Source organism: Luteitalea sp., assembly GCF_022842525.1.
GTDB lineage: Bacteria > Acidobacteriota > Vicinamibacteria > Vicinamibacterales > Vicinamibacteraceae > Luteitalea.
Genome location: NZ_JALHPM010000077.1, coordinates 1 through 17,054, shown reverse-complemented (window position 1 = coordinate 17,054; position 17,054 = coordinate 1). Strand labels below are relative to the sequence as shown.

15 protein-coding genes are annotated in these 17,054 nt (G+C 69.8%); 8 read left to right on the top strand and 7 right to left on the bottom strand.

Annotated features, from left to right (window positions below; translation table 11 throughout):
* The 4 genes from Q0C41_RS16005 to Q0C41_RS15990 all read right to left on the bottom strand — a co-directional run bounded on the left by Q0C41_RS16005 (position 1) and on the right by Q0C41_RS15990 (position 5,026).
* Positions 1–1,242 carry an ABC transporter permease gene (locus tag Q0C41_RS16005; protein WP_291985167.1) on the bottom strand — a complete coding sequence of 414 codons (1,242 nt, stop codon included), beginning with the start codon at positions 1,240–1,242 and terminating at the stop codon, positions 1–3.
* Complete coding sequence (locus tag Q0C41_RS16000) at positions 1,242–1,904, bottom strand: ABC transporter ATP-binding protein (protein ID WP_291985165.1); 663 nt, start codon at positions 1,902–1,904, stop codon at positions 1,242–1,244. Before Q0C41_RS16000 ends, Q0C41_RS16005 begins: the two co-directional genes overlap by 1 nt.
* 112 nt (positions 1,905–2,016) lie before the next feature.
* Positions 2,017–3,261 carry an HlyD family efflux transporter periplasmic adaptor subunit gene (locus Q0C41_RS15995; protein WP_291985163.1) on the bottom strand — a complete coding sequence of 415 codons (1,245 nt, stop codon included), beginning with the start codon at positions 3,259–3,261 and terminating at the stop codon, positions 2,017–2,019.
* Between the two features lie 559 nt (positions 3,262–3,820).
* Positions 3,821–5,026 (bottom strand): saccharopine dehydrogenase C-terminal domain-containing protein, encoded by a 1,206-nt coding sequence (locus tag Q0C41_RS15990; protein WP_367079227.1) that lies wholly within the window; start codon positions 5,024–5,026, stop codon positions 3,821–3,823.
* Here Q0C41_RS15990 and Q0C41_RS15985 point away from each other — a divergent pair.
* The 7 genes from Q0C41_RS15985 to Q0C41_RS15955 all read left to right on the top strand — a co-directional run bounded on the left by Q0C41_RS15985 (position 4,999) and on the right by Q0C41_RS15955 (position 11,990).
* Positions 4,999–6,213 carry a hypothetical protein gene (locus Q0C41_RS15985; protein ID WP_291985159.1) on the top strand — a complete coding sequence of 405 codons (1,215 nt, stop codon included), beginning with the start codon at positions 4,999–5,001 and terminating at the stop codon, positions 6,211–6,213. The genes Q0C41_RS15990 and Q0C41_RS15985 overlap by 28 nt on opposite strands.
* Positions 6,204–6,875 (top strand): hypothetical protein, encoded by a 672-nt coding sequence (locus Q0C41_RS15980; RefSeq protein ID WP_291985157.1) that lies wholly within the window; start codon positions 6,204–6,206, stop codon positions 6,873–6,875. Before Q0C41_RS15985 ends, Q0C41_RS15980 begins: the two co-directional genes overlap by 10 nt.
* Positions 6,875–8,626 (top strand): ATP-binding protein, encoded by a 1,752-nt coding sequence (locus tag Q0C41_RS15975; protein ID WP_291985155.1) that lies wholly within the window; start codon positions 6,875–6,877, stop codon positions 8,624–8,626. The genes Q0C41_RS15980 and Q0C41_RS15975 overlap by 1 nt, the downstream gene beginning before the upstream one ends.
* Complete coding sequence (locus Q0C41_RS15970; RefSeq protein ID WP_291985153.1) at positions 8,623–9,984, top strand: sigma-54 dependent transcriptional regulator; 1,362 nt, start codon at positions 8,623–8,625, stop codon at positions 9,982–9,984. Before Q0C41_RS15975 ends, Q0C41_RS15970 begins: the two co-directional genes overlap by 4 nt.
* Before the next feature lie 230 nt (positions 9,985–10,214).
* Positions 10,215–10,586, top strand: coding sequence for a cupredoxin domain-containing protein (locus Q0C41_RS15965; RefSeq protein WP_291985151.1), 372 nt, complete (start codon positions 10,215–10,217; stop codon positions 10,584–10,586).
* Positions 10,583–11,044, top strand: a complete 462-nt coding sequence (locus Q0C41_RS15960; RefSeq protein WP_291985149.1) for a hypothetical protein — start codon at positions 10,583–10,585, stop codon at positions 11,042–11,044. Before Q0C41_RS15965 ends, Q0C41_RS15960 begins: the two co-directional genes overlap by 4 nt.
* Before the next feature lie 7 nt (positions 11,045–11,051).
* Positions 11,052–11,990 (top strand): DUF5777 family beta-barrel protein, encoded by a 939-nt coding sequence (locus Q0C41_RS15955; protein WP_291985147.1) that lies wholly within the window; start codon positions 11,052–11,054, stop codon positions 11,988–11,990.
* A gap of 403 nt (positions 11,991–12,393) precedes the next feature.
* Here the strand turns inward: Q0C41_RS15955 and Q0C41_RS15950 are convergent, their stop codons facing one another.
* The 3 genes from Q0C41_RS15950 to clpS are packed head-to-tail and all read right to left on the bottom strand — an operon-like array spanning position 12,394 to position 15,721.
* On the bottom strand, positions 12,394–12,975 hold the full coding sequence (locus Q0C41_RS15950; protein ID WP_291985145.1) for a nucleotide exchange factor GrpE: 582 nt from the start codon (positions 12,973–12,975) through the stop codon (positions 12,394–12,396).
* Positions 12,972–15,401, bottom strand: coding sequence for an ATP-dependent Clp protease ATP-binding subunit ClpA (gene clpA, locus Q0C41_RS15945; protein WP_291985144.1), 2,430 nt, complete (start codon positions 15,399–15,401; stop codon positions 12,972–12,974). Before clpA ends, Q0C41_RS15950 begins: the two co-directional genes overlap by 4 nt.
* Before the next feature lie 5 nt (positions 15,402–15,406).
* The gene (gene clpS, locus Q0C41_RS15940; protein WP_291985142.1) at positions 15,407–15,721 is read right to left on the bottom strand and encodes an ATP-dependent Clp protease adapter ClpS; all 315 of its coding nucleotides are present in this window, start codon (positions 15,719–15,721) and stop codon (positions 15,407–15,409) included.
* A 253-nt stretch (positions 15,722–15,974) separates the two neighbouring features.
* Here clpS and Q0C41_RS15935 point away from each other — a divergent pair, with 253 nt between their 5' ends.
* Positions 15,975–16,883 (top strand): MBL fold metallo-hydrolase, encoded by a 909-nt coding sequence (locus tag Q0C41_RS15935; protein WP_291985140.1) that lies wholly within the window; start codon positions 15,975–15,977, stop codon positions 16,881–16,883.
* The last annotated feature ends 171 nt before the right edge of the window (positions 16,884–17,054 follow it).

Genomic DNA, 17,054 nt, shown 5'->3' with positions numbered 1-17,054 from the left:
TTACCTCGTGCCCTTCAGGGCGACGACGGGGTGCACGCGCGACATGCGCCATGCCGGATAGACACCGGAGAGCAGCCCGAAGACCACCGCCAGCGCGATACCCCACAGGAAGATGCGGCTGTTCAGCGTCAGTGCGGCGTAGGGAATGAGCCCGCTGTCGTTGATGGCGCGCAGCACGAATCCGGCGAGCAGGAAGCCGACCAGGCCGCCGATGATGGTCAGGGCCAGGTTCTCGACGACGAACTGCACGACCAGGGTGCGGCTCGAGGCACCAAAGGCCTTCCGCACGCCGATCTCCGAGGCGCGCTCCATGATGCGGCTCACGTTCAGGTTGACGAGGTTGATGGCCGGCAGGGCCATGAACATCAGCGCGGCGCCTGCCAGCACCGCGGCCAGGAACCCGCCGTAGGTGCGCGCGAAATCCGTCTCGCCTGGGTAGAGGTTCCGTCCGACGTTCTCGAACGGCGTCTCGAGATTGGCCGACAGCGTCTTCCAGTTCGAATCCTTCGGGGACTTCCACGTCGCCATCCGCGAGTGCAGCTCCGCGCGCACGTCCTCGGGCCGGGCATTGGGCGCGAGCAGGAAGGCCGGCGAGAAGTCGCCGAGGTACTCCTCCTCCCAGCCCTTCGACTTCTGCGTCGTCAGGGGCGCATACAGGTCGGCCGACGGCGTGCGCAGCGACGGCACGTCGGGGACGACGCCGATCACCTGGAAGCGCTGGCCATCCGCGTCGATGAAGCGGCCGAGCGCCGAGGCGCCGCCGAAGAACCGCTTGCGGCTCGTCTCGTTGATGACCATCACGAGGCGCGCCGACTCGACGTCGGCGGCGCCGTAGGGGCTGCCCTCGAGGAAGGCGAACTGGTAGACACGCCAGAACGCGGCGTCGGTGTGCTTCAGGGTCGAGTCGATCTTCCGGCCGTCGACGAACGACGTCGCCAGCGTGCCGCCCGTCTGCACCGTCATCAGCGCGACGCCGGGCAGGTTGCGGGCGTAGTCGTGCACCAGCTTGTAGCCCGGAGGGCTCTGCCAGGTGCTGCCATCGCCCTGCATGCGGGCGCGGGTCATCACCAGCGTGCGCCCGAGGTTCACCTCCGGGGCGACCGGCGACAGCGCGTGATCGAACAGCGCCACCGCCACCGTCAGCACGACCAGTGTGAAGCTGGTGCCGAACAGGCTGATCGCCGTGAACACCTTGCGGCGCTGCAGCACCTTCCAGGCAAGTGTCAGATAGTTCTTCAGCATCACTGCACCTGACGTCCGTCGAACAGCCGCACGATTCGATGCGTCTGCTCGGCCTTCTGGGGATCGTGCGTGACCATGACGATGGTCGTGCCATCCGTGTTGAGGGTCTCGAGGATGCCCATCACCTCATCGCCCATCGCGGAGTCCAGGTTGCCGGTCGGCTCGTCGGCGAGCAGCACGATCGGCTTGCCGACGATGGCCCGGGCGATGGCGACGCGCTGCTGCTGGCCGCCGGAGAGCTGCGAGGGAAAGTGGTTGACGCGCGAACTCAGGCCGACGCGGTCGAGGGCCTCGAGCGCGAGCTGCCGGCGCTGCTTGGCCGAGCCGGCGCGATAGAGCAGCGGCAGTTCCACGTTGTCCACGACCTTGAGGTCGGGAATGAGGTGAAAGGTCTGGAAGATGAAGCCGATGTCGCGGTTGCGGATGCGCGCGAGGTCGCGATCCCGGTACGACTCGACCCACTTGTCGTTCAGGCGGATCTTGCCGTCGCTCGGCTCGTCAAGCAGGCCCATCAGGTTGAGCAGTGTGCTCTTGCCACAGCCGGACGGGCCCATGATCGAGACGAACTCGCCCTGCTCGATGTGGAGATTGATGTCGGCCAGCGCCACCGTTTCGATACGGTCGGTGCGGTAGACCTTGTTGATCTGTTCGAGATGAATCATGGCGGGGAACCTGGAGTCGGAAACCGGGAACCGGGAACCGGGAGTCGGGAGTCGGGAGTCGGGAATCGGGAATCGTTGCGACGGCCGGCTCGGCGAGCCGGTCATCAGGCGGCTACTTCACCCTCAGCTCTGGTGCCGACTCGTAGTCGCGCATGTCCGAGGCGATGATCTCGTCGCCGGCGGCCAGGCCCTCCACCACTTCGAACCAGTCGAAGTTGGAGACACCGAGGCGCACCGGGGTGCGGTAGGCGCGGTCGTTGCGCAGCACGAACACCTGCTGCGCGCCGCCGCCCTGCGCGAACGGGCCGCGGGCCACGCGCAGCACGCGCGGCTTGCGGTCGGTGATCACCTGCACGTCCACGCGCAGGTTCGACCGCAGCCACGTCGCGTCCGGCTCGTCGAGCGCCACCTCGAACCGCAGCGCCCCGTTCTGCATCTGCGGCTCGACGACGCTGACGCGGCCGGTGGTGACGAGGGTGTCGAGGCGCACGCTGACCGGCTGACCGGGCAGGATGCGCGAGGCATTCACGTCAGAGGTCGTGGCCTCGACGCGGAACGCGGTGAGGTCGGCGACGCGGGCGACGACGTCGCCCTTGCGGACCAGCGCCCCCTCTTCGTCGAGGACGAAGGTCAGCACGCCGTCGCGGTCGCTCTTGGTCGTGGTCAGCTCGAGGAGCCGCCGCTGCTGGGCGTCCTCGGCGCGCAGCGACTGCATCTCCAGCGTCAGGCCGTCGAGCTGGGCGCGGTTGGTCGCTTCGGCGTTGACGCGGCTCTGCCGGAGGCGCCCGAGGTCCACGGCGGCCTGCGCCGCCTTGAGCTCGGACTCCCGCAGGGCTTCCTGCGACAACAGCCCCTCCTTCGCGAGGGCCTGGTTGCTCGCCAGCGCCGCCTTGAGGGCCTGCAACTCGAGATCCTTGGACGTGATCTGGCCGTCCAGTTCGATCAACTGGGATTGGAGCGTCAGTCGCGTGCGTGCCTGCTCGTTGTTCTTCAACGCGATGTTCTGGCGGAGCTTCTCGGCCACCAGCTCGGAGTCACTCGTGTCGAGCCGGACGATCGGATCCCCGCCCTTCAGCTGATCGCCGACCCGCCGCAACACGGCCAGCACCCGGGCGTCGATGGGGCTCGAGATGACGTGCTCGATGGCCGGAACGACCGTGCCCGACGCGGTCAGCGAGGCTTCGAGCGGGCCGCTCTCCACGCGCGTCGTCCGGACGCGGTCGCGCCGGATGGACGGCCGCAGCAGGTCGGCGCCCCAGACGAGGCCCGACGCGAGCAGGACGATCACCGCGAGGGCGGGCAGCCAGCGCCTCAGCTGCGCGCGACGACGGACGGACGTTTCGATGGGGCGATCCACGGCCCGGGAAAGAGCAACCGCCGTGCCCGAAATCCGGGCGCATTTCCGCGCATGTCCCGTCGGCCTCGTCCGCCCCCGGACGAACGGGTGTTCGGAATCGGACAGTCGGGCGACGCCATGGCCAAGGGAGGAGGGACAAGTACGCCAGTCACAAGGGGGTCAAGGGACGAGGGGGCAAGACACAAGGTACAAGGGACCGGGGACACAGGCGCCCAATCGATGGCGACTGGCGCGGCGCCCGCTGCCGCCTTGTCCCGTGTCGCTTGGTCCTTGGTCCTTGTCCCTGGCCTCCCTTGTGACTGGCGTACTGGTCCCTTGTCCCCTGGGCCCGCGCTGTTCGTCGTCCAAGGGAGGAGGGACAAGGGGACAAGTCACAAGGGGGTCAAGGGACGAGGGGGCAAGACACAAGGCACACGGGACCGGGGACACAGGCGCCCAACCGATGGCGATTGGCGCGGCGCCCGCTGCCGCCTTGTCCCATGTCGCTTGGCACTTGGTCCTTGTCCCTGGCCTCCCTTGTGACTGGCGTACTGGTCCCTTGTCCCTGGTCCCGCGCAGCTCACCGCGCCGTCACCGCAATCCCCCGCGCCGCGAGCGCGTCGATCATCGCCGGCGCGTGCCCGTCGAGCCCGAGGCGCTCCGGCGGATGCACACCGGCGGCTCCGAGACGGCCGTCGTGGAGCCAGCGGGCGACGATGGCGGCAGGGCACCCGGTGGTGCGCGCCATGCTGCTCAGCGGGCTGTCGTCCGGAGGCCGATCCACCATCTGCCACTGCCAGGCCCGCGGCTCGCCGTCGGCCGTCTCGCCCGCGACGTCCACGAGCAGCACGGTCAGGTCGCGTTCGCCGGGCGCGTACTGCCACGTCGGGAACAGCAGCGCGCACGTCACGTCCCGCGGCGAGACCGACTGGCCGCGGACCGTCACCGGCGCCGTGTCGAAGAGCCCGGCGTCCGCCAGCACGCGCATGGCGGTGAGGTGGCCGGGATAGCGGAGGGTCCGCTCCACCATGGCGTCGGCGCGGACGGTGTCGACGAGGCTGCGCAGGCCATCGCTGTTGAAGGCCTCGAGGGCGCCGACGCCATCCACGTCGATCGTCTCGGCCTCGCTGAGCGCGGGCCGCGTGATGCCGACCCCACCGCGGACGAGGCGGGCCGGGCGGGTGTACTCCTCGATGACGTCGGCGGGCGCGAAGGGCGCCTTGTAGAAGAACGGCGGCTCCGGATGGATGGGCAATCCGCCCACGTCGATACGCACCATCGTCGTCCTGGCAAGCCGGCGGACGCCGTCGCCCACCAGCAGATGACTGAGGCCCGGCGCGACGCCGCAGTCGTAGACGATGGTGGCGCCCGAGGCGCGTGCGAGCGGGTCGAAGGACCGGGGATCCTCGGCCAGAAAGCTGACATCGACGTGGCGACGACCGAGCCGCGTCATCTGCTCGATGACCCCCAGCGCCAGCGTGCTCGGCAGGGTGCCCACCGTGACGTCCGCGTCCGACACCAGCGCGGCGACTGCCGCGGGATCGCGGAGATCCGCCTGGCGCGTGGCCACCCCCAGCCGCCGCCCGAGGGTCTCGAGCCTGGCGCCATCGACGTCCGCGACGGTCACGTCGGCGACCGGGGCCACCCGCGACAGGTCCCACGCCACCGCCTCGCCAACGACGCCACCGCCCAGCACGACGACTCGCATCGCAGGAGCATAGCGAAGAAGCGCGCCGACACCTCGTCTATGCTTCCCCCATGTCCCGTCTCCTCCGGCTGGCCGCATGGGCGGCGATGGCAGCGGCCGCGCCCTGCGCGGCCCAGGAGGCCTCCCCGCCCCGGGGCAACTGGTTCCAGGAGCACGTGCGCCTGGCCGGCGAGGCGAGCGCCTCGATGTCGACCACGGAGGCCTCGGCCGAGGGCTGGTTCAACTACTCGGACTACGAGAACAGCACCGTCCGGTCGCTGCGGCTGTCACTCGTGGGCGAGGTGACGTTCTCGGAACGGGTGGCGCTGATCACGGAGGTGCGGACGCTGCAGTTCGAGCGGCCCGAGGCGTACGCGCTCTACGTGCGCATTCGCCCCTGGGTGTCGCAGGCGCTCGACATCCATGTCGGCCGGATTCCGCCGACGTTCGGGTCGTTCCCGCGCCGCCTCTATGTGGCCGACAACCCGCTGATCGGCATGCCGCTGGCCTTCCAGTACCTCACCTCCAATCGGGCCGATGCCGTGCCGGCGTCGGCCGACGAGCTCGTGAGCATGCGGGCCCGCGGCTGGCGCAGCGATTTCTCGATCGGCAATCCGGCCGAGGGCCCGGGCCTGCCGATCGCCAACGCGCTGCGGTGGGACAGCGGACTCCAGGTCCGCTGGCAACGCGACCCCGTCACCGTGTACGGCGCCGTCACCCAGGGCACGATCGGCGACCCGCGGCTGTCCGACGACAACGGCGGCCCCCAGCTGTCGGCCCGCGTCGTGGTGGCCCCACACCCGATCATCGCGCTGGGCGCGTCGGTCGCGGACGGTCCGTACCTCGCGCGTGGGCTGGCCGCGCAGCTTCCCGGGCCCGGCGGGCTCAGGAGCCACCGGCAGCAGGCCGTCGGTGGTGACGTCGAGCTGTCGCGCGACCGCTGGCTGGTGCGGGGGGAGGTCGTCTGGAATCGGTGGAACCAGCCGGCGTTCGACGGCGCCTCCGTGCGGGACCTCGATGCGCTCGGGTCGATGCTGGAGATGAAGTACCGGCTCTGGCCGGGCCTGTACGCGGCCGGTCGGGTCGAGCGTCTCGCCTTCTCCGACGTGGCAACCAGCCTTGGCCCGCGCGCATGGGATGCGCCGGTGACACGCCTCGAGGTCGGCGGCGGGTGGGCCGTGCGGCGTCAGTTGCTGCTGAAGGCCGTGTGGCAGCGCAATCGCCGCGAGGGCGGGCGCGTGCGCGCCAGCGACCTGGGCGCCGTGCAGGTGGTGACATGGTTCTGACGAGGCGTGTGGCCATCGCCGCGCTCGTGACGACCACGCTGGTGGCGGTGATGCAGGCGCCGGCGGGAACACAGGGGGCCACGGGGACCCTCCGTGGTCGCTTCGCCCTGCCGGCAGCCACCGGCCACGACCATCGTCCCGCACTGATCGAGCCTCGCGTCGCGCCGCGGCCCCGCCAGACGCGCGTCGGCGTGGTCTACCTGGAGGTCGCCCCGTCGGAGGCCTTCGAGCAGCCGGTGGCGGCGCGCCAGCGGATGGATCAGCGCAACGAGACGTTCGTGCCGCACGTGCTGGCCATCCGGACCGGGACGACCGTCGACTTTCCCAACAGCGACCGCATCTACCACAACGTGTTCTCGCTGTCGCCGACGCGGAGGTTCGATCTCGGGCGCTACGCCGTCGGCCGGTCCAAGGCGGTGCGGTTCGATCGCCCCGGCGTCGTGCGCGTGTTCTGCGACATCCACTCGCACATGAGCGCGTTCATCCTGGTGTTCTCGCACCGCTACTTCGCCGTGACGCAACCCGATGGCACCTTCCAGCTGCCGCCGGTGCCCACCGGCACGTACATGCTCGCCGGCTGGTACGAGGGCGAGGTGCGTGCCAATCGCCAGGTCGTGGTGCGCAGCGGCGAGACCACCGTCGCCGACCTGCCGGTGCCGTGATGCGCGCGCTCGGCTCGCTCTCCAATCGCCTCTTCCTCATCTGCGTGCTGCTGTCGACGGCGTCCATCGGCGGCGCGATGCTGTTCGTCAGCGCACGCCTCACCCGTGAGCACGACCGGGCCATGGCCGTCAGGCTCGACGAGACGATCGCGCTGGTCGAACGCCAGCGCCGCCTGCTGCTCGAGACCTCGACGCGGCTCGCCCGGCTGGTGGCCGACCTGCCCAAGCTGAAGGCCGCGCTCACCACCGACGCGGCCACCCTGGCGCCCATCGTGGCCAGCTATCGCGAGGAGATCGGGGCCGACCTCCTCATCGTCAGCGACGCCGACGGGGCTCCGGTGTTCCGGGCCGGCGACGTGCGCGGTGACGTCGCCACGCGTCGCCTGCGCATCGACCGCTCGATGGTCGGTGCGGCGACGCTGGCCACGATGGCGCACCCCCGGGGGCTGCTGCACCTCGTGAGCGTGCCGATCGTCATCGGTTTCGATCCGGCCGAGCAGCTCGGCCTGCTCAGCGTCGGCATGCTGTTCGACGACGAGCAGGCGCGCGCCCTGCGGGCCTCGACCGGCAGCGAGCTGGCCTTCGCGCTGGGCGACCACGTGCTGGCCTCGTCGATCGGGCCGGCGGTCGCGCCCGTGCTGGCGCCCGCGCTCGCGGCCGGTCAGGCCGGCACGCTGCTGGTGGCGGATCGACGCTACGCCTGGAATCGCCACGCCCTGCAACCGATGCCAGGGGAGGTGCAGGGCGATGGCGGCGAACCCCGACTGGTGGTGATGCACTCGACCGAAGAGGCCGAGGCCACGCTCCGCAGCGTGCGCATCGCATTGGCCGTCATCGCGTTGCTGACGGCGCTGGCGGCCAGCGTGGCCAGCTATGCCGTCGCACGCACCATCACGCGCCCGCTCTCGGCGCTCACGGCGTCCATGCGCGAGGTGGCGCAGACCGGCATTCTCTCGCCGCCGCCGCCCCGCACGCGCACCCGTGCCTGGGACGACGAGGATGTCCGCCTGCTGGCGGGCACCTTCGATGCCATGACCGGCGCCATCGGTCGCTTCCAGCAGCAGGCGTCGGAGCGCGATCGCCTGACGGCCCTGGGACGCCTGTCGACGGTGATCGCGCACGAGATCCGCAATCCCCTGATGATCGTGCGTGGCGCGCTGCGGGGGCTGCGTCGACAGGACGACCCGACGGTGACCGATGCCGCAGCCGACATCGAAGAGCAGGTCCAGCGCCTCGATCGCGTGGTCAACGACGTGCTCGACTTCGCCCGGCCCATCCATCTCGAGGTCGCGCCGGCCTCGCTGCACGCGATCTGCCGGGAAGCCGTCGCCGCCTGCCTCGCGGCCGAGGCCGACCCGCCGGTCACGCTCTACCTCGAGGAGGCGGCCGATGCGGTGCGAACGGATGCCGATCGGCTCCGGGCCGTCCTCGTCAACCTGATCGCCAACGCACGTGAAGCCGTCCGCGCGGCGGGGCGTCTGCCCGACGACAGTGTGGTCACCGTCGGCACGCGACGTGCATCGACGGCGGTCATGATCGAGATTGTCGACACCGGCACCGGCATGGAGCCCGCCGTGGCCAGTCAGGTGTTCGAGCCCTACTTCACCACCCGCCGCACCGGGACCGGACTCGGACTCGCCATCGCGCGCAACATCATCGAGGGGCTCGGCGGCACCATCGCGCTCACGAGTACCCCCGGCCATGGCACGAGCGTGTCCATCACCCTGCCGCAAGGGAACACGCACCCATGACACACGGCACCGTGCTGCTGGTGGACGACGAGGAGAAGATCCTCAAGACGCTGGGGCGTGCGCTCCGTGAGGAGGAGCACGAGGTCACCACGACCTCATCGCCGCAGGAGGCGCTGCGGCTGCTCGGCGCGCGACAGTTCGACGTGCTCATCGTCGACTACCTGATGCCAGGCCTGACCGGCATGGACGTCGTCCGCGAGGTGCAGGCCACCCTGGCGGAGACCGAGCGGCCGGGCGTGCTGATGATGACGGCGCATGGCAGTGTCCGCAACGCCGTCGAGGCCATGAAGCTCGGTGTGCGCGACTACCTGCAGAAGCCCTTCGACATCGACGAGCTGCTCGTCAGCGTCAGGCGCACGGTGGAGGAGCAGCAGGCGCGCAGTGGCCTCCGCTACCTCCTCTCGGAACAGAAGGCCCAGTTCGGCCAGTACGGCATCGTCGGCCACAGCCGCGCCGTGCAGGAGGTGATTGCGCGCGTCGAACTGGTGGCGCGCAGCCGGAGCACGGTGCTGATCACGGGCGAGACCGGCACCGGCAAGGAACTGGTGGCGCGCGCCATCCACGACCGCAGTGCCGAGCGCACCCAGCCGCTGATTCGCGTCAACTGTGCCGCCCTGCCCGAGAGCCTGCTCGAGTCGGAGTTGTTCGGGCATGTGCGGGGCGCGTTCACGGGCGCCGTCCATGCCCGCAAGGGGCGGTTCGCGCTGGCCGACGGGGGGTCGATCTTCCTCGACGAGATTTCGACGATCAGCGGCAGCGTCCAGGCCAAGCTGCTGCGCGTGCTGCAGGAGAAGGAGTTCGAGCCGCTTGGCGCCGAGCGGACGCAGAAGGTCGACGTGCGCGTCATCGCGGCGACCAACCGCGACCTGCAGGTACTCGCGGTCGAAGGGCGGTTCCAGAACGACCTGTACTACCGCCTCAACGTCATCCCCATTCGCATCCCGCCCCTGCGCGAACGCCGCGAGGACATCCCGGTGCTGGTCGAGCACTTCATGCGCCGCATCGCCACGTCGCTCGGCAAGCCGGATCTGCGTGTCGAGGACGGCGCGCTCGACACGCTGGTCAACTATGGCTGGCCCGGCAACGTGCGCGAACTCGAGAACACCATCGAGCGCGCCGTGGTGCTGGCGACGGGGCCGACCATCACGCGCGATCTCGTGCTGCTGATGCCGGGCGCGCAGTCCACCGGGACGGGTCTGCCGTCCGGACGACTCCACGAGAACGTCTCCTGGGCGGAGCGTGAGTCGATCCTGGCCGCCTTGCGGGCATCCGGCGGCGTGAAGAAGGACGCCGCCGAGTCCCTCGGCATCAGCCAGCGCGCCCTGTCGCATTACCTCGGCAAGCACGGCATCGATTGAATGCCGCAATGCCGCAATGCCGAAATGCCGCAATGCCGACATGCGGGCATGCGGAAGGGCAGAAGGGCGAAGGGCGAAGGGTGAAGGGTGAAAGGGAAGTGTTTACTTAACTCGTAAGTGCTTTCGGATCTCGTGCGTCGCCTCAGGCCTGTGGCGGCCAGATTCCTTTGGAATACCGACACGTCGCGCGGCATGCGCCTTGCCTTGGTTCATGGCAAGGAGGGACGTCCGTGTTCCAGAGAGAGTGGCGCCGCAGTGCGCTGGCCTTGCCGTTCGTGGCACTTGGCCTCGTCGTGTCCTTGGCGGCGCAGCAGGCGCCGCGCGTGATCGAGGTCAAGGCCAAGAAGTACGACTTCGACCCGGCAACCATCGAGGTGCAGCAGGGCGAGCGCGTGGTCCTCCGCGTGACGTCGACCGACCGCCTGCACGGCATCGGCATCCGGAAGTTCGGCGTGAAGGCGGAGGTGCCGAAAGGGGCGACCGTCGACGTGGAGTTCGTCGCCTCGACCGCCGGCACCTACAAGGTGCTCTGCACCGAGGAATGCGGCAAGGGGCACGACGACATGGTCGGCACCCTGATCGTGAAGGCGGTGGCGCCATGAGGCGGCGCGTCCTTCGTGCGGCGACGCTCATCGCGAGCGTCGGTCTGCTCGCCTTCGCCTCCGGGTGCGACGAGAAGCTGTCCGACATCGCTGGCCCGTCGCCCGGCCTGACGCCGACCTACTCGAGCATCGCCCAGAACATCTTCGCGAGCACCGACGGCTCGGGCCGCACGGCCTGCACGCAGTGCCACACCAATCAGGGGCGCGTGCCTGCGGCCAACCTCAATCTCCTGCCCGAGGCTGGCTATGCCCAGCTGGTCGGTGTGGCCAGCGTGCAGAAGCCGGGCGCCATTCGGGTCATCCCCGGCGACGCCGACGGCAGCTACCTGGTGCACAAGCTCGACGGGCGCGCCGACATCGTCGGCCAGCGCATGCCCCGCAACGCCGGCCCGTTCCTCACCGAGGGCCAGATGCTCATCATCCGCCGCTGGATCGACCAGGGCGCGCAGAACAACTGAGGCGCACATGAAGAACACCATCCTTGCCACGGCGCTGACGTTGATCGCCCTGGGCGCGCTGCCTGCCTCGGCGCAGGATCGCGTCGAGCCCGCACCCACGCCCAAAGCTCCCGCAGAGACGGATCCGGCCACGCCGGCCCCCGCACCCGCGGCGCCTGCCCCTGCCGGCGCGCCGGCCGACGATGCGGCGGCCGTCCAGGACGACGAGGACGACCCGGACCTCGACGTCAACCTGTCACAGCCCGATTACACGATCGTCAACCTGCCGACGACGCTGCGCATGCCGAAGGGCAAGTTCGCGATGCGGGTCACGCACCGCTTCGGGCGCCCGCTCGGCGACGGCGACTTCGGCGATCTGGCGTCGGACCTGTTCGGCCTCGACGCCGGCGGCCTCATCGGTCTCGAGTTCCGCTATGGCCTTCTGACGGGCACGCAGGTCGGGGTGCTTCGCACGAGCGATCGCACGGTGCAGTTCTTCGCGCAGCAGCAACTCGTGGCGCAGGGGGGCTCCCCGGTGGGTCTCGCCCTCAACCTCACGGCCGACGGCACCAACAACTTCCAGGACAGCTATTCGCCGGGCATCGGTCTGATCATCTCGCGCGAGATCGGCAAGCGCGGGGCGCTCTATGTCGAGCCGACCTGGGTCAACAACACCAACGTGCTGCCAGGCGAGCTCGTCGACGACAACGACTCGCTGCTGATTGGTCTCGGAGCCCGTCTGCGGGTCACGCGCCGCATGTATCTCGTGGCGGAGGCAGCACCGCGGGTCAACGGCTTCGATCCCGGATCGACAGCGGCCAGCGTCGGCGTCGAAATGCGAGCCGGTGGGCACGGCTTCCAGCTCAACGTCTCGCGCGGCCTCGGCACGACGATGGCGCAGGTGGCGCGCGGCGGATCGAGCGACGACTGGTTCATCGGGTTCAACATCGCGCGCAAGTTCTGGTAGCACGCAGGTTGGAGTCGGCGTGACGTGCGCGCGGGCGGCTGGGTGGGCGCCTGGCTCCGCACCGCGCCGCGCCGATTCCTTCAGCAGCCGGAAGGGTCGGGGTGTCCCCGCATCCTGGGCCTTCCGTGCTGCGTCTTCGTTGGCGACCCGTCGGCGGGGGCTCGTTTACGGGCCGCGTAAGCCGCTTACGTGAAGGGTAAGGCTCTCGCGATCAGACGGCCGCCGACCCGCGCCAATGGCGCTGCCGCACACGGCATGTCGTTTGCTATGGAAAGAAGTGGTTCAAGGGGGCGGCGAGATGGCCAATGGCGGTGGGTTGGGCAGCCGGCAGCCAAGCCGCAACGCCGACTTCCTTGTGTAGGAAGCGGGAGGTGCCGGGGGTGTTCCCCGGCACCCTCTTGCCTCAGCCCTGCGTATCGCTGGCGACGGCGACCGTCGCGGGGCGCAGGATGTCGTCGCCAATCAGATAGCCGGGCGCCGCCACACCGGCGACAATCCCCTCGCCGTACTGCTCGGTGATCGGGACCACGGCCACGGCTTCGTGCTGCTCGGGGTCGAACGGCTCGCCGAGCGGCTCGATGCGGCTGATGCCATACCCCGCGAACTTGTGCAGGAACTGCTGGCGTACCAGCTCGACGCCCTGCACCAGCGGGTCGGCGCTGCCGCTGGCGCGCGCCGCCGTCAGCGCGCGGTCGAGGTTGTCCACCACCTCCAGCAGATCGGCGAACACCGACCGCCGCGAGAGCTCGGCGTCGCGGCTCGCTTCCTTGCGCACGCGGGCACGCATCGCCTCGAACTCCCGCTGCGCCTCGTGCACCACCGTGATGTACTCCTGCAGCTGCGCGTCCTTCTCGGCGAGCTGCTGCTCGAGTTCCTGGACGTAGGACGGCTTCTCGAAGACCGTCGGCTCCTCGGCGGCCGGCGTGTCTTCCGTTCGCGCCCACCAGCGGCGATCGACGACCTTCACAGGCTCCTGGTCACTCATGCGTCCACCGGTTCCCTGGTCGCCGGCGCGGGCGTGCTGACGATGTCGAACGTCAGCGCACCGTTCTCGAGCCCGATGCGGACCGTGCCGCCGTGCTCGAGGCGACCGAACAGAATCTCGTCGGTCAGCGGATCGCGGACCTCCGACTGGATGATGCGGGCCAGCGGTCGCGCGCCGTACACCGCGTCGTAGCCCTTCTCGGCCAGCCACGCCCGCGCCTCGGGCTCGAGCGAGATCGCCACCCGCCGCTCGGCCAGCTGCGCCTCGAGCTGCAGGATGAACTTCTCGACGATCGTCTCGACCACCGGCGCCGTCAGGGAGCCGAAGGTGACGGTGGCATCGAGCCGGTTGCGGAACTCGGGGCTGAAGATGCGCTCCAGGGCCTGCCTGGCCCGACCCGCCGCGCCCTTGCTGCTCACGGGACCTCCGAAACCGACGAGCGTCTGGCTCATCTCGCGCGACCCGGCGTTGGACGTCATGATGAGGATGACCTGCCGGAAGTCCGCCTTGCGTCCCGTGTTGTCGGTCAGCGTGGCGTGGTCCATCACCTGCAGCAGGATGTTGAAGATGTCGGGATGCGCCTTCTCGATTTCGTCGAGCAGCAGCACGGCGTACGGATCCTTGCGGATCGCATCCACCAGCAACCCGCCCTGCTCGAAGCCGACGTAGCCCGGAGGCGCGCCGATGAGGCGGGCCACCGCGTGCTTCTCCATGTACTCCGACATGTCGAAGCGCACGAACTGGTTGCCGAGGTGAATGGCCAGCTGCTTGGCCAGCTCGGTCTTGCCGACGCCCGTCGGCCCGGTGAACAGGAAGCAGCCCGCCGGCTTGTCGGGCTGTCCCAGCCCCGCGCGAGCCCGCTTGATCGCCCGCGCCACGGCCTTCACCGCGTCGTCCTGACCGAACACGACCCGCATCAGCTGCTCTTCGAGCGTCCGCAGCCGTTCCTTGTCCGAGGCATGGGCCTGCTTGTCCGGGATGCGGGCCATGCGGGCGATGACGCGCTCGATCTCGGCCACGTCCACCGTCTGGCGAGGCACCTCCTCGGCGGGCGTGCCAGGCGTCTTCGTCGCGTCCGTGGAGGCCGCTGCGGTCCTGGTGTCGCTGCCGGCCGCCGACGGGGCCTCGCCCACCGCCGCGTCGCCCCTGGCCTCGGCTGAGGCGGGGGGCGTCGCGACGGCGGCCAGGCGCAGCATCGCGCCAGCCTCGTCGAGTACGTCGATGGCACTGTCGGGCAGGCGGTAGTCACGCAGGTGACGACCGGCCAGCTTGGCGGCTGTCTCGACCGCCGCGTCGGTGTACGTGACGTGGTGGTGGTCTTCGTAGCGGCTGCGGAGGCCCTTGAGGATCGTCACGGTCTCGTCGACCGACGGCTCCTCGATGACCACCTTCTGCAACCGGCGGGCGAGGGCGCGGTCCTTCTCGACCTGCTTGAACTCCTCGAACGTCGTCGCGCCGATGACGCGGATGTCGCCGGCGCTCAGCACCGGCTTGATCAGGGTCGCCAGGTCCATCGTGCCGCCGGTGGTGGCGCCAGCGCCCACCGTGCTGTGCATCTCGTCGATGAAGAGAATCGGCTTGGGCCGCTTGGCCAGCGCGCTCACGACGGCCTTGAAACGCTCTTCGAAGTCGCCGCGGAAGCGCGTGCCCGCCAGCAGGGCCGTGGCATCCAGCGAGTAGACCTCGGCGTCCTTCAGCACGGCCGGGACGTCGTCCTGCAGCAGGCGCTGGGCGAGGCCTTCGGCGAGGGCGGTCTTGCCGACGCCAGGCTCGCCGACGAACATCGGGTTGTTCTTGCGCCGACGGCAGAGGATTTCCATCGTCCGCTGCACCTCGGTGGCGCGGCCCACCAGCGGGTCGAGCACGCCCGTGCGGGCCTTCTGCGTCAGGTTGACGGCGTAGGCGTCCAGCGGCGTCCGGGACGTGGACGACCCCTCTTCGCCCTGGCCTGCCGCCGCCGGTCGCTCCTCGCCCCCCGGCTCGTCGGGTGTCGGCACCTTGGCGATGCCGTGGCTGATGTAGTTCAGCACGTCGAGGCGCGTGACGCCCTGGCCTTCGAGCAGCTGCGCGGCGTACGACCGATTCTGCTGGAGCAGAGCGGCCAGCAGATCGCCAGCCTGCACCTCGCTCTTGCCGGCGCTCTGGACGTGGAGCACGGCGGTCTGCAGGGCGCGGCGGAACGCCAGCGTCTGCTCGGGTTCCTTCTGGGCGCCCCGGGGGAACTGCTCGATGTTCTGCTGCAGGAACTTGTCGAGCTCGGAGCGCAGCCGGGGCAGATCGGCCCCGCAGGCCGCGAGGATGCGTTCGGCCTCGGTGTCGTGCGCCAGCACGTAGAGGAGATGCTCGAGCGTCAGGTGGGTGTGGCGGCGTGACGTCGCTTCGCGATACGCCACTCCCAGCAACAGCTCGACGGATGCACTGAACATGCGGATTACTCCTCTTCCAGGCTCGCCCTCAGCGGGAAGCCGTTCTGCCGCGCGAGATCGTGCACGGCCTCGACCTTCGTCTCGGCCACCTCGAAGGTGTACACGCCGCACAGACCCTTTCCCTGCGTATGCACCTGCATCATGATGCGGAACGCCTCGGCAGGGGTCCGGTGGAACACCGTCTCGAGAACCTCGACGACGAAGTCCATCGTCGTGTAGTCGTCATTGATCAGCAGGACCTTGAAGCGCGCGGGCTCCTTCGTCTGCTTCTCGGTGCGCTCGAGGACGAGGTCGCCCGTCTTCTGTCGTGTGTCGCTCATCGACGTGCTGACCGGCCCCACCGGCGTGCACTGGGCCCGGATCGCGGCTGGCTGATCTCCCCCACCAGTATACGGACGCTGCCGCTGGCCCGCCGGGCGAATGGGCAGGGGTGGGGAATGCCGCGATGCTGAATGCCGGAATGCCGGTCGCTTTCCACCTTGGCCGTCCGGCCTTCCGCCTTCCGCCTTCCGCCTTCGACCTTCGGCCGTCGGCATGCGGCATTCGGCATCGCAGCATTGCGATAATGCGTCCATGCAGGTTCTCGCCCACCAGCTTCGCTATGCCGACGGGGTGTTTCGCGGCACCCCGGGGGTGATCGCCACGGCGGTCCTCGAAGGGCCCTCGGGCATCGCCCTGATCGACCCCGGCCCTTCCAGCGATCTGGCCGCCCTCGAGGCCGACCTGGCCTCCGGCGGCCTGTCGCTGGACGACGTGAAGGCGGTGCTGCTGACGCACATCCACCTGGACCATGCCGGGGCGACCGGCACGATCGTGCGGCGCCGGCCCGACTGTCGCGTGTTCGTGCACGAGCGCGGCGCGCGGCACATGGTGGCGCCCGAGAAGCTGATCGCGAGCGCCACCCAGATCTACGGCGACCAGATGGGCCCGCTGTGGGGGGAGTTCGCCGCCGTGCCCCAGGCCAACCTGCAGGTCCTGCACGGCGAGGAGCGCCTGACGGTGGCGGGACACGACCTGGAGGTCGCCTACACCCCCGGGCACGCCCAGCACCACGTGAGCTACTTCCATCGCGCCTCGCGCATCGCCTTCGTCGGTGATACCGGTGGCTGCCGTACCCCGGCCATGGCCACCGTGATGCCGCCGACGCCGCCGCCCGACATCGACGTCGTCCTGTGGCAGGCCAGCGTGGCGCGGATCCTCGCCTGGCAGCCGGAGGCGTTGTTCCTGACCCACTTCGGCCCGGTGACGCCCGTGGCGGCCCATCTGGGCGCCCTGCTCGACCGGCTCGAGGTCATGCAGCAGATCGCCCGCGGCCTGCTTGGCGAGGCGTCGCTGACGGAGGCGGACCGCGAGGCGCGCTTCGTGGAGGAACTGCGGCGGATGTTCCGCCAGCAGCTCACGGACGTGGAACTGCGCCGGCTCGAACTCGGCGTCCCCTTCGGCATGTGCTGGGGTGGCTTGGCTCGCGCCTTGCGGAAGTAGCCGTCGGCCGCCACGTGAGGTCGACTCGCCCGCGAGGAGGCCGCCGACCTGACGGGTAGGGCCCGTTCTCCGAACGGGCCGTCACGATCGCGTCTCCACGGTGACGTCGGTTCTTGCGGTGACGGCCGGCTCGGAGAGCCGGCCCTACCCAGGAGAGCCGGCCCTGCCCAG

Bases quoted from the DNA above. Each gene is read 5' to 3' on its own strand.
- Q0C41_RS15960 (WP_291985149.1), top strand. From the start codon at position 10,583: ATGAGGCGGCGCGTCCTTCGTGCGGCGACGCTCATCGCGAGCGTCGGT.
- clpA (WP_291985144.1), bottom strand. From the start codon at position 15,401: ATGTTCAGTGCATCCGTCGAGCTGTTGCTGGGAGTGGCGTATCGCGAA.
- Q0C41_RS15975 (WP_291985155.1), top strand. From the start codon at position 6,875: ATGCGCGCGCTCGGCTCGCTCTCCAATCGCCTCTTCCTCATCTGCGTG.
- Q0C41_RS15955 (WP_291985147.1), top strand. From the start codon at position 11,052: ATGAAGAACACCATCCTTGCCACGGCGCTGACGTTGATCGCCCTGGGC.
- Q0C41_RS16005 (WP_291985167.1), bottom strand. From the start codon at position 1,242: ATGCTGAAGAACTATCTGACACTTGCCTGGAAGGTGCTGCAGCGCCGC.
- Q0C41_RS15980 (WP_291985157.1), top strand. From the start codon at position 6,204: ATGGTTCTGACGAGGCGTGTGGCCATCGCCGCGCTCGTGACGACCACG.
- Q0C41_RS15985 (WP_291985159.1), top strand. From the start codon at position 4,999: ATGTCCCGTCTCCTCCGGCTGGCCGCATGGGCGGCGATGGCAGCGGCC.
- clpS (WP_291985142.1), bottom strand. From the start codon at position 15,721: ATGAGCGACACACGACAGAAGACGGGCGACCTCGTCCTCGAGCGCACC.
- Q0C41_RS15990 (WP_367079227.1), bottom strand. From the start codon at position 5,026: ATGCGGCCAGCCGGAGGAGACGGGACATGGGGGAAGCATAGACGAGGT.
- Q0C41_RS16000 (WP_291985165.1), bottom strand. From the start codon at position 1,904: ATGATTCATCTCGAACAGATCAACAAGGTCTACCGCACCGACCGTATC.
- Q0C41_RS15950 (WP_291985145.1), bottom strand. From the start codon at position 12,975: ATGAGTGACCAGGAGCCTGTGAAGGTCGTCGATCGCCGCTGGTGGGCG.
- Q0C41_RS15935 (WP_291985140.1), top strand. From the start codon at position 15,975: ATGCAGGTTCTCGCCCACCAGCTTCGCTATGCCGACGGGGTGTTTCGC.
- Q0C41_RS15970 (WP_291985153.1), top strand. From the start codon at position 8,623: ATGACACACGGCACCGTGCTGCTGGTGGACGACGAGGAGAAGATCCTC.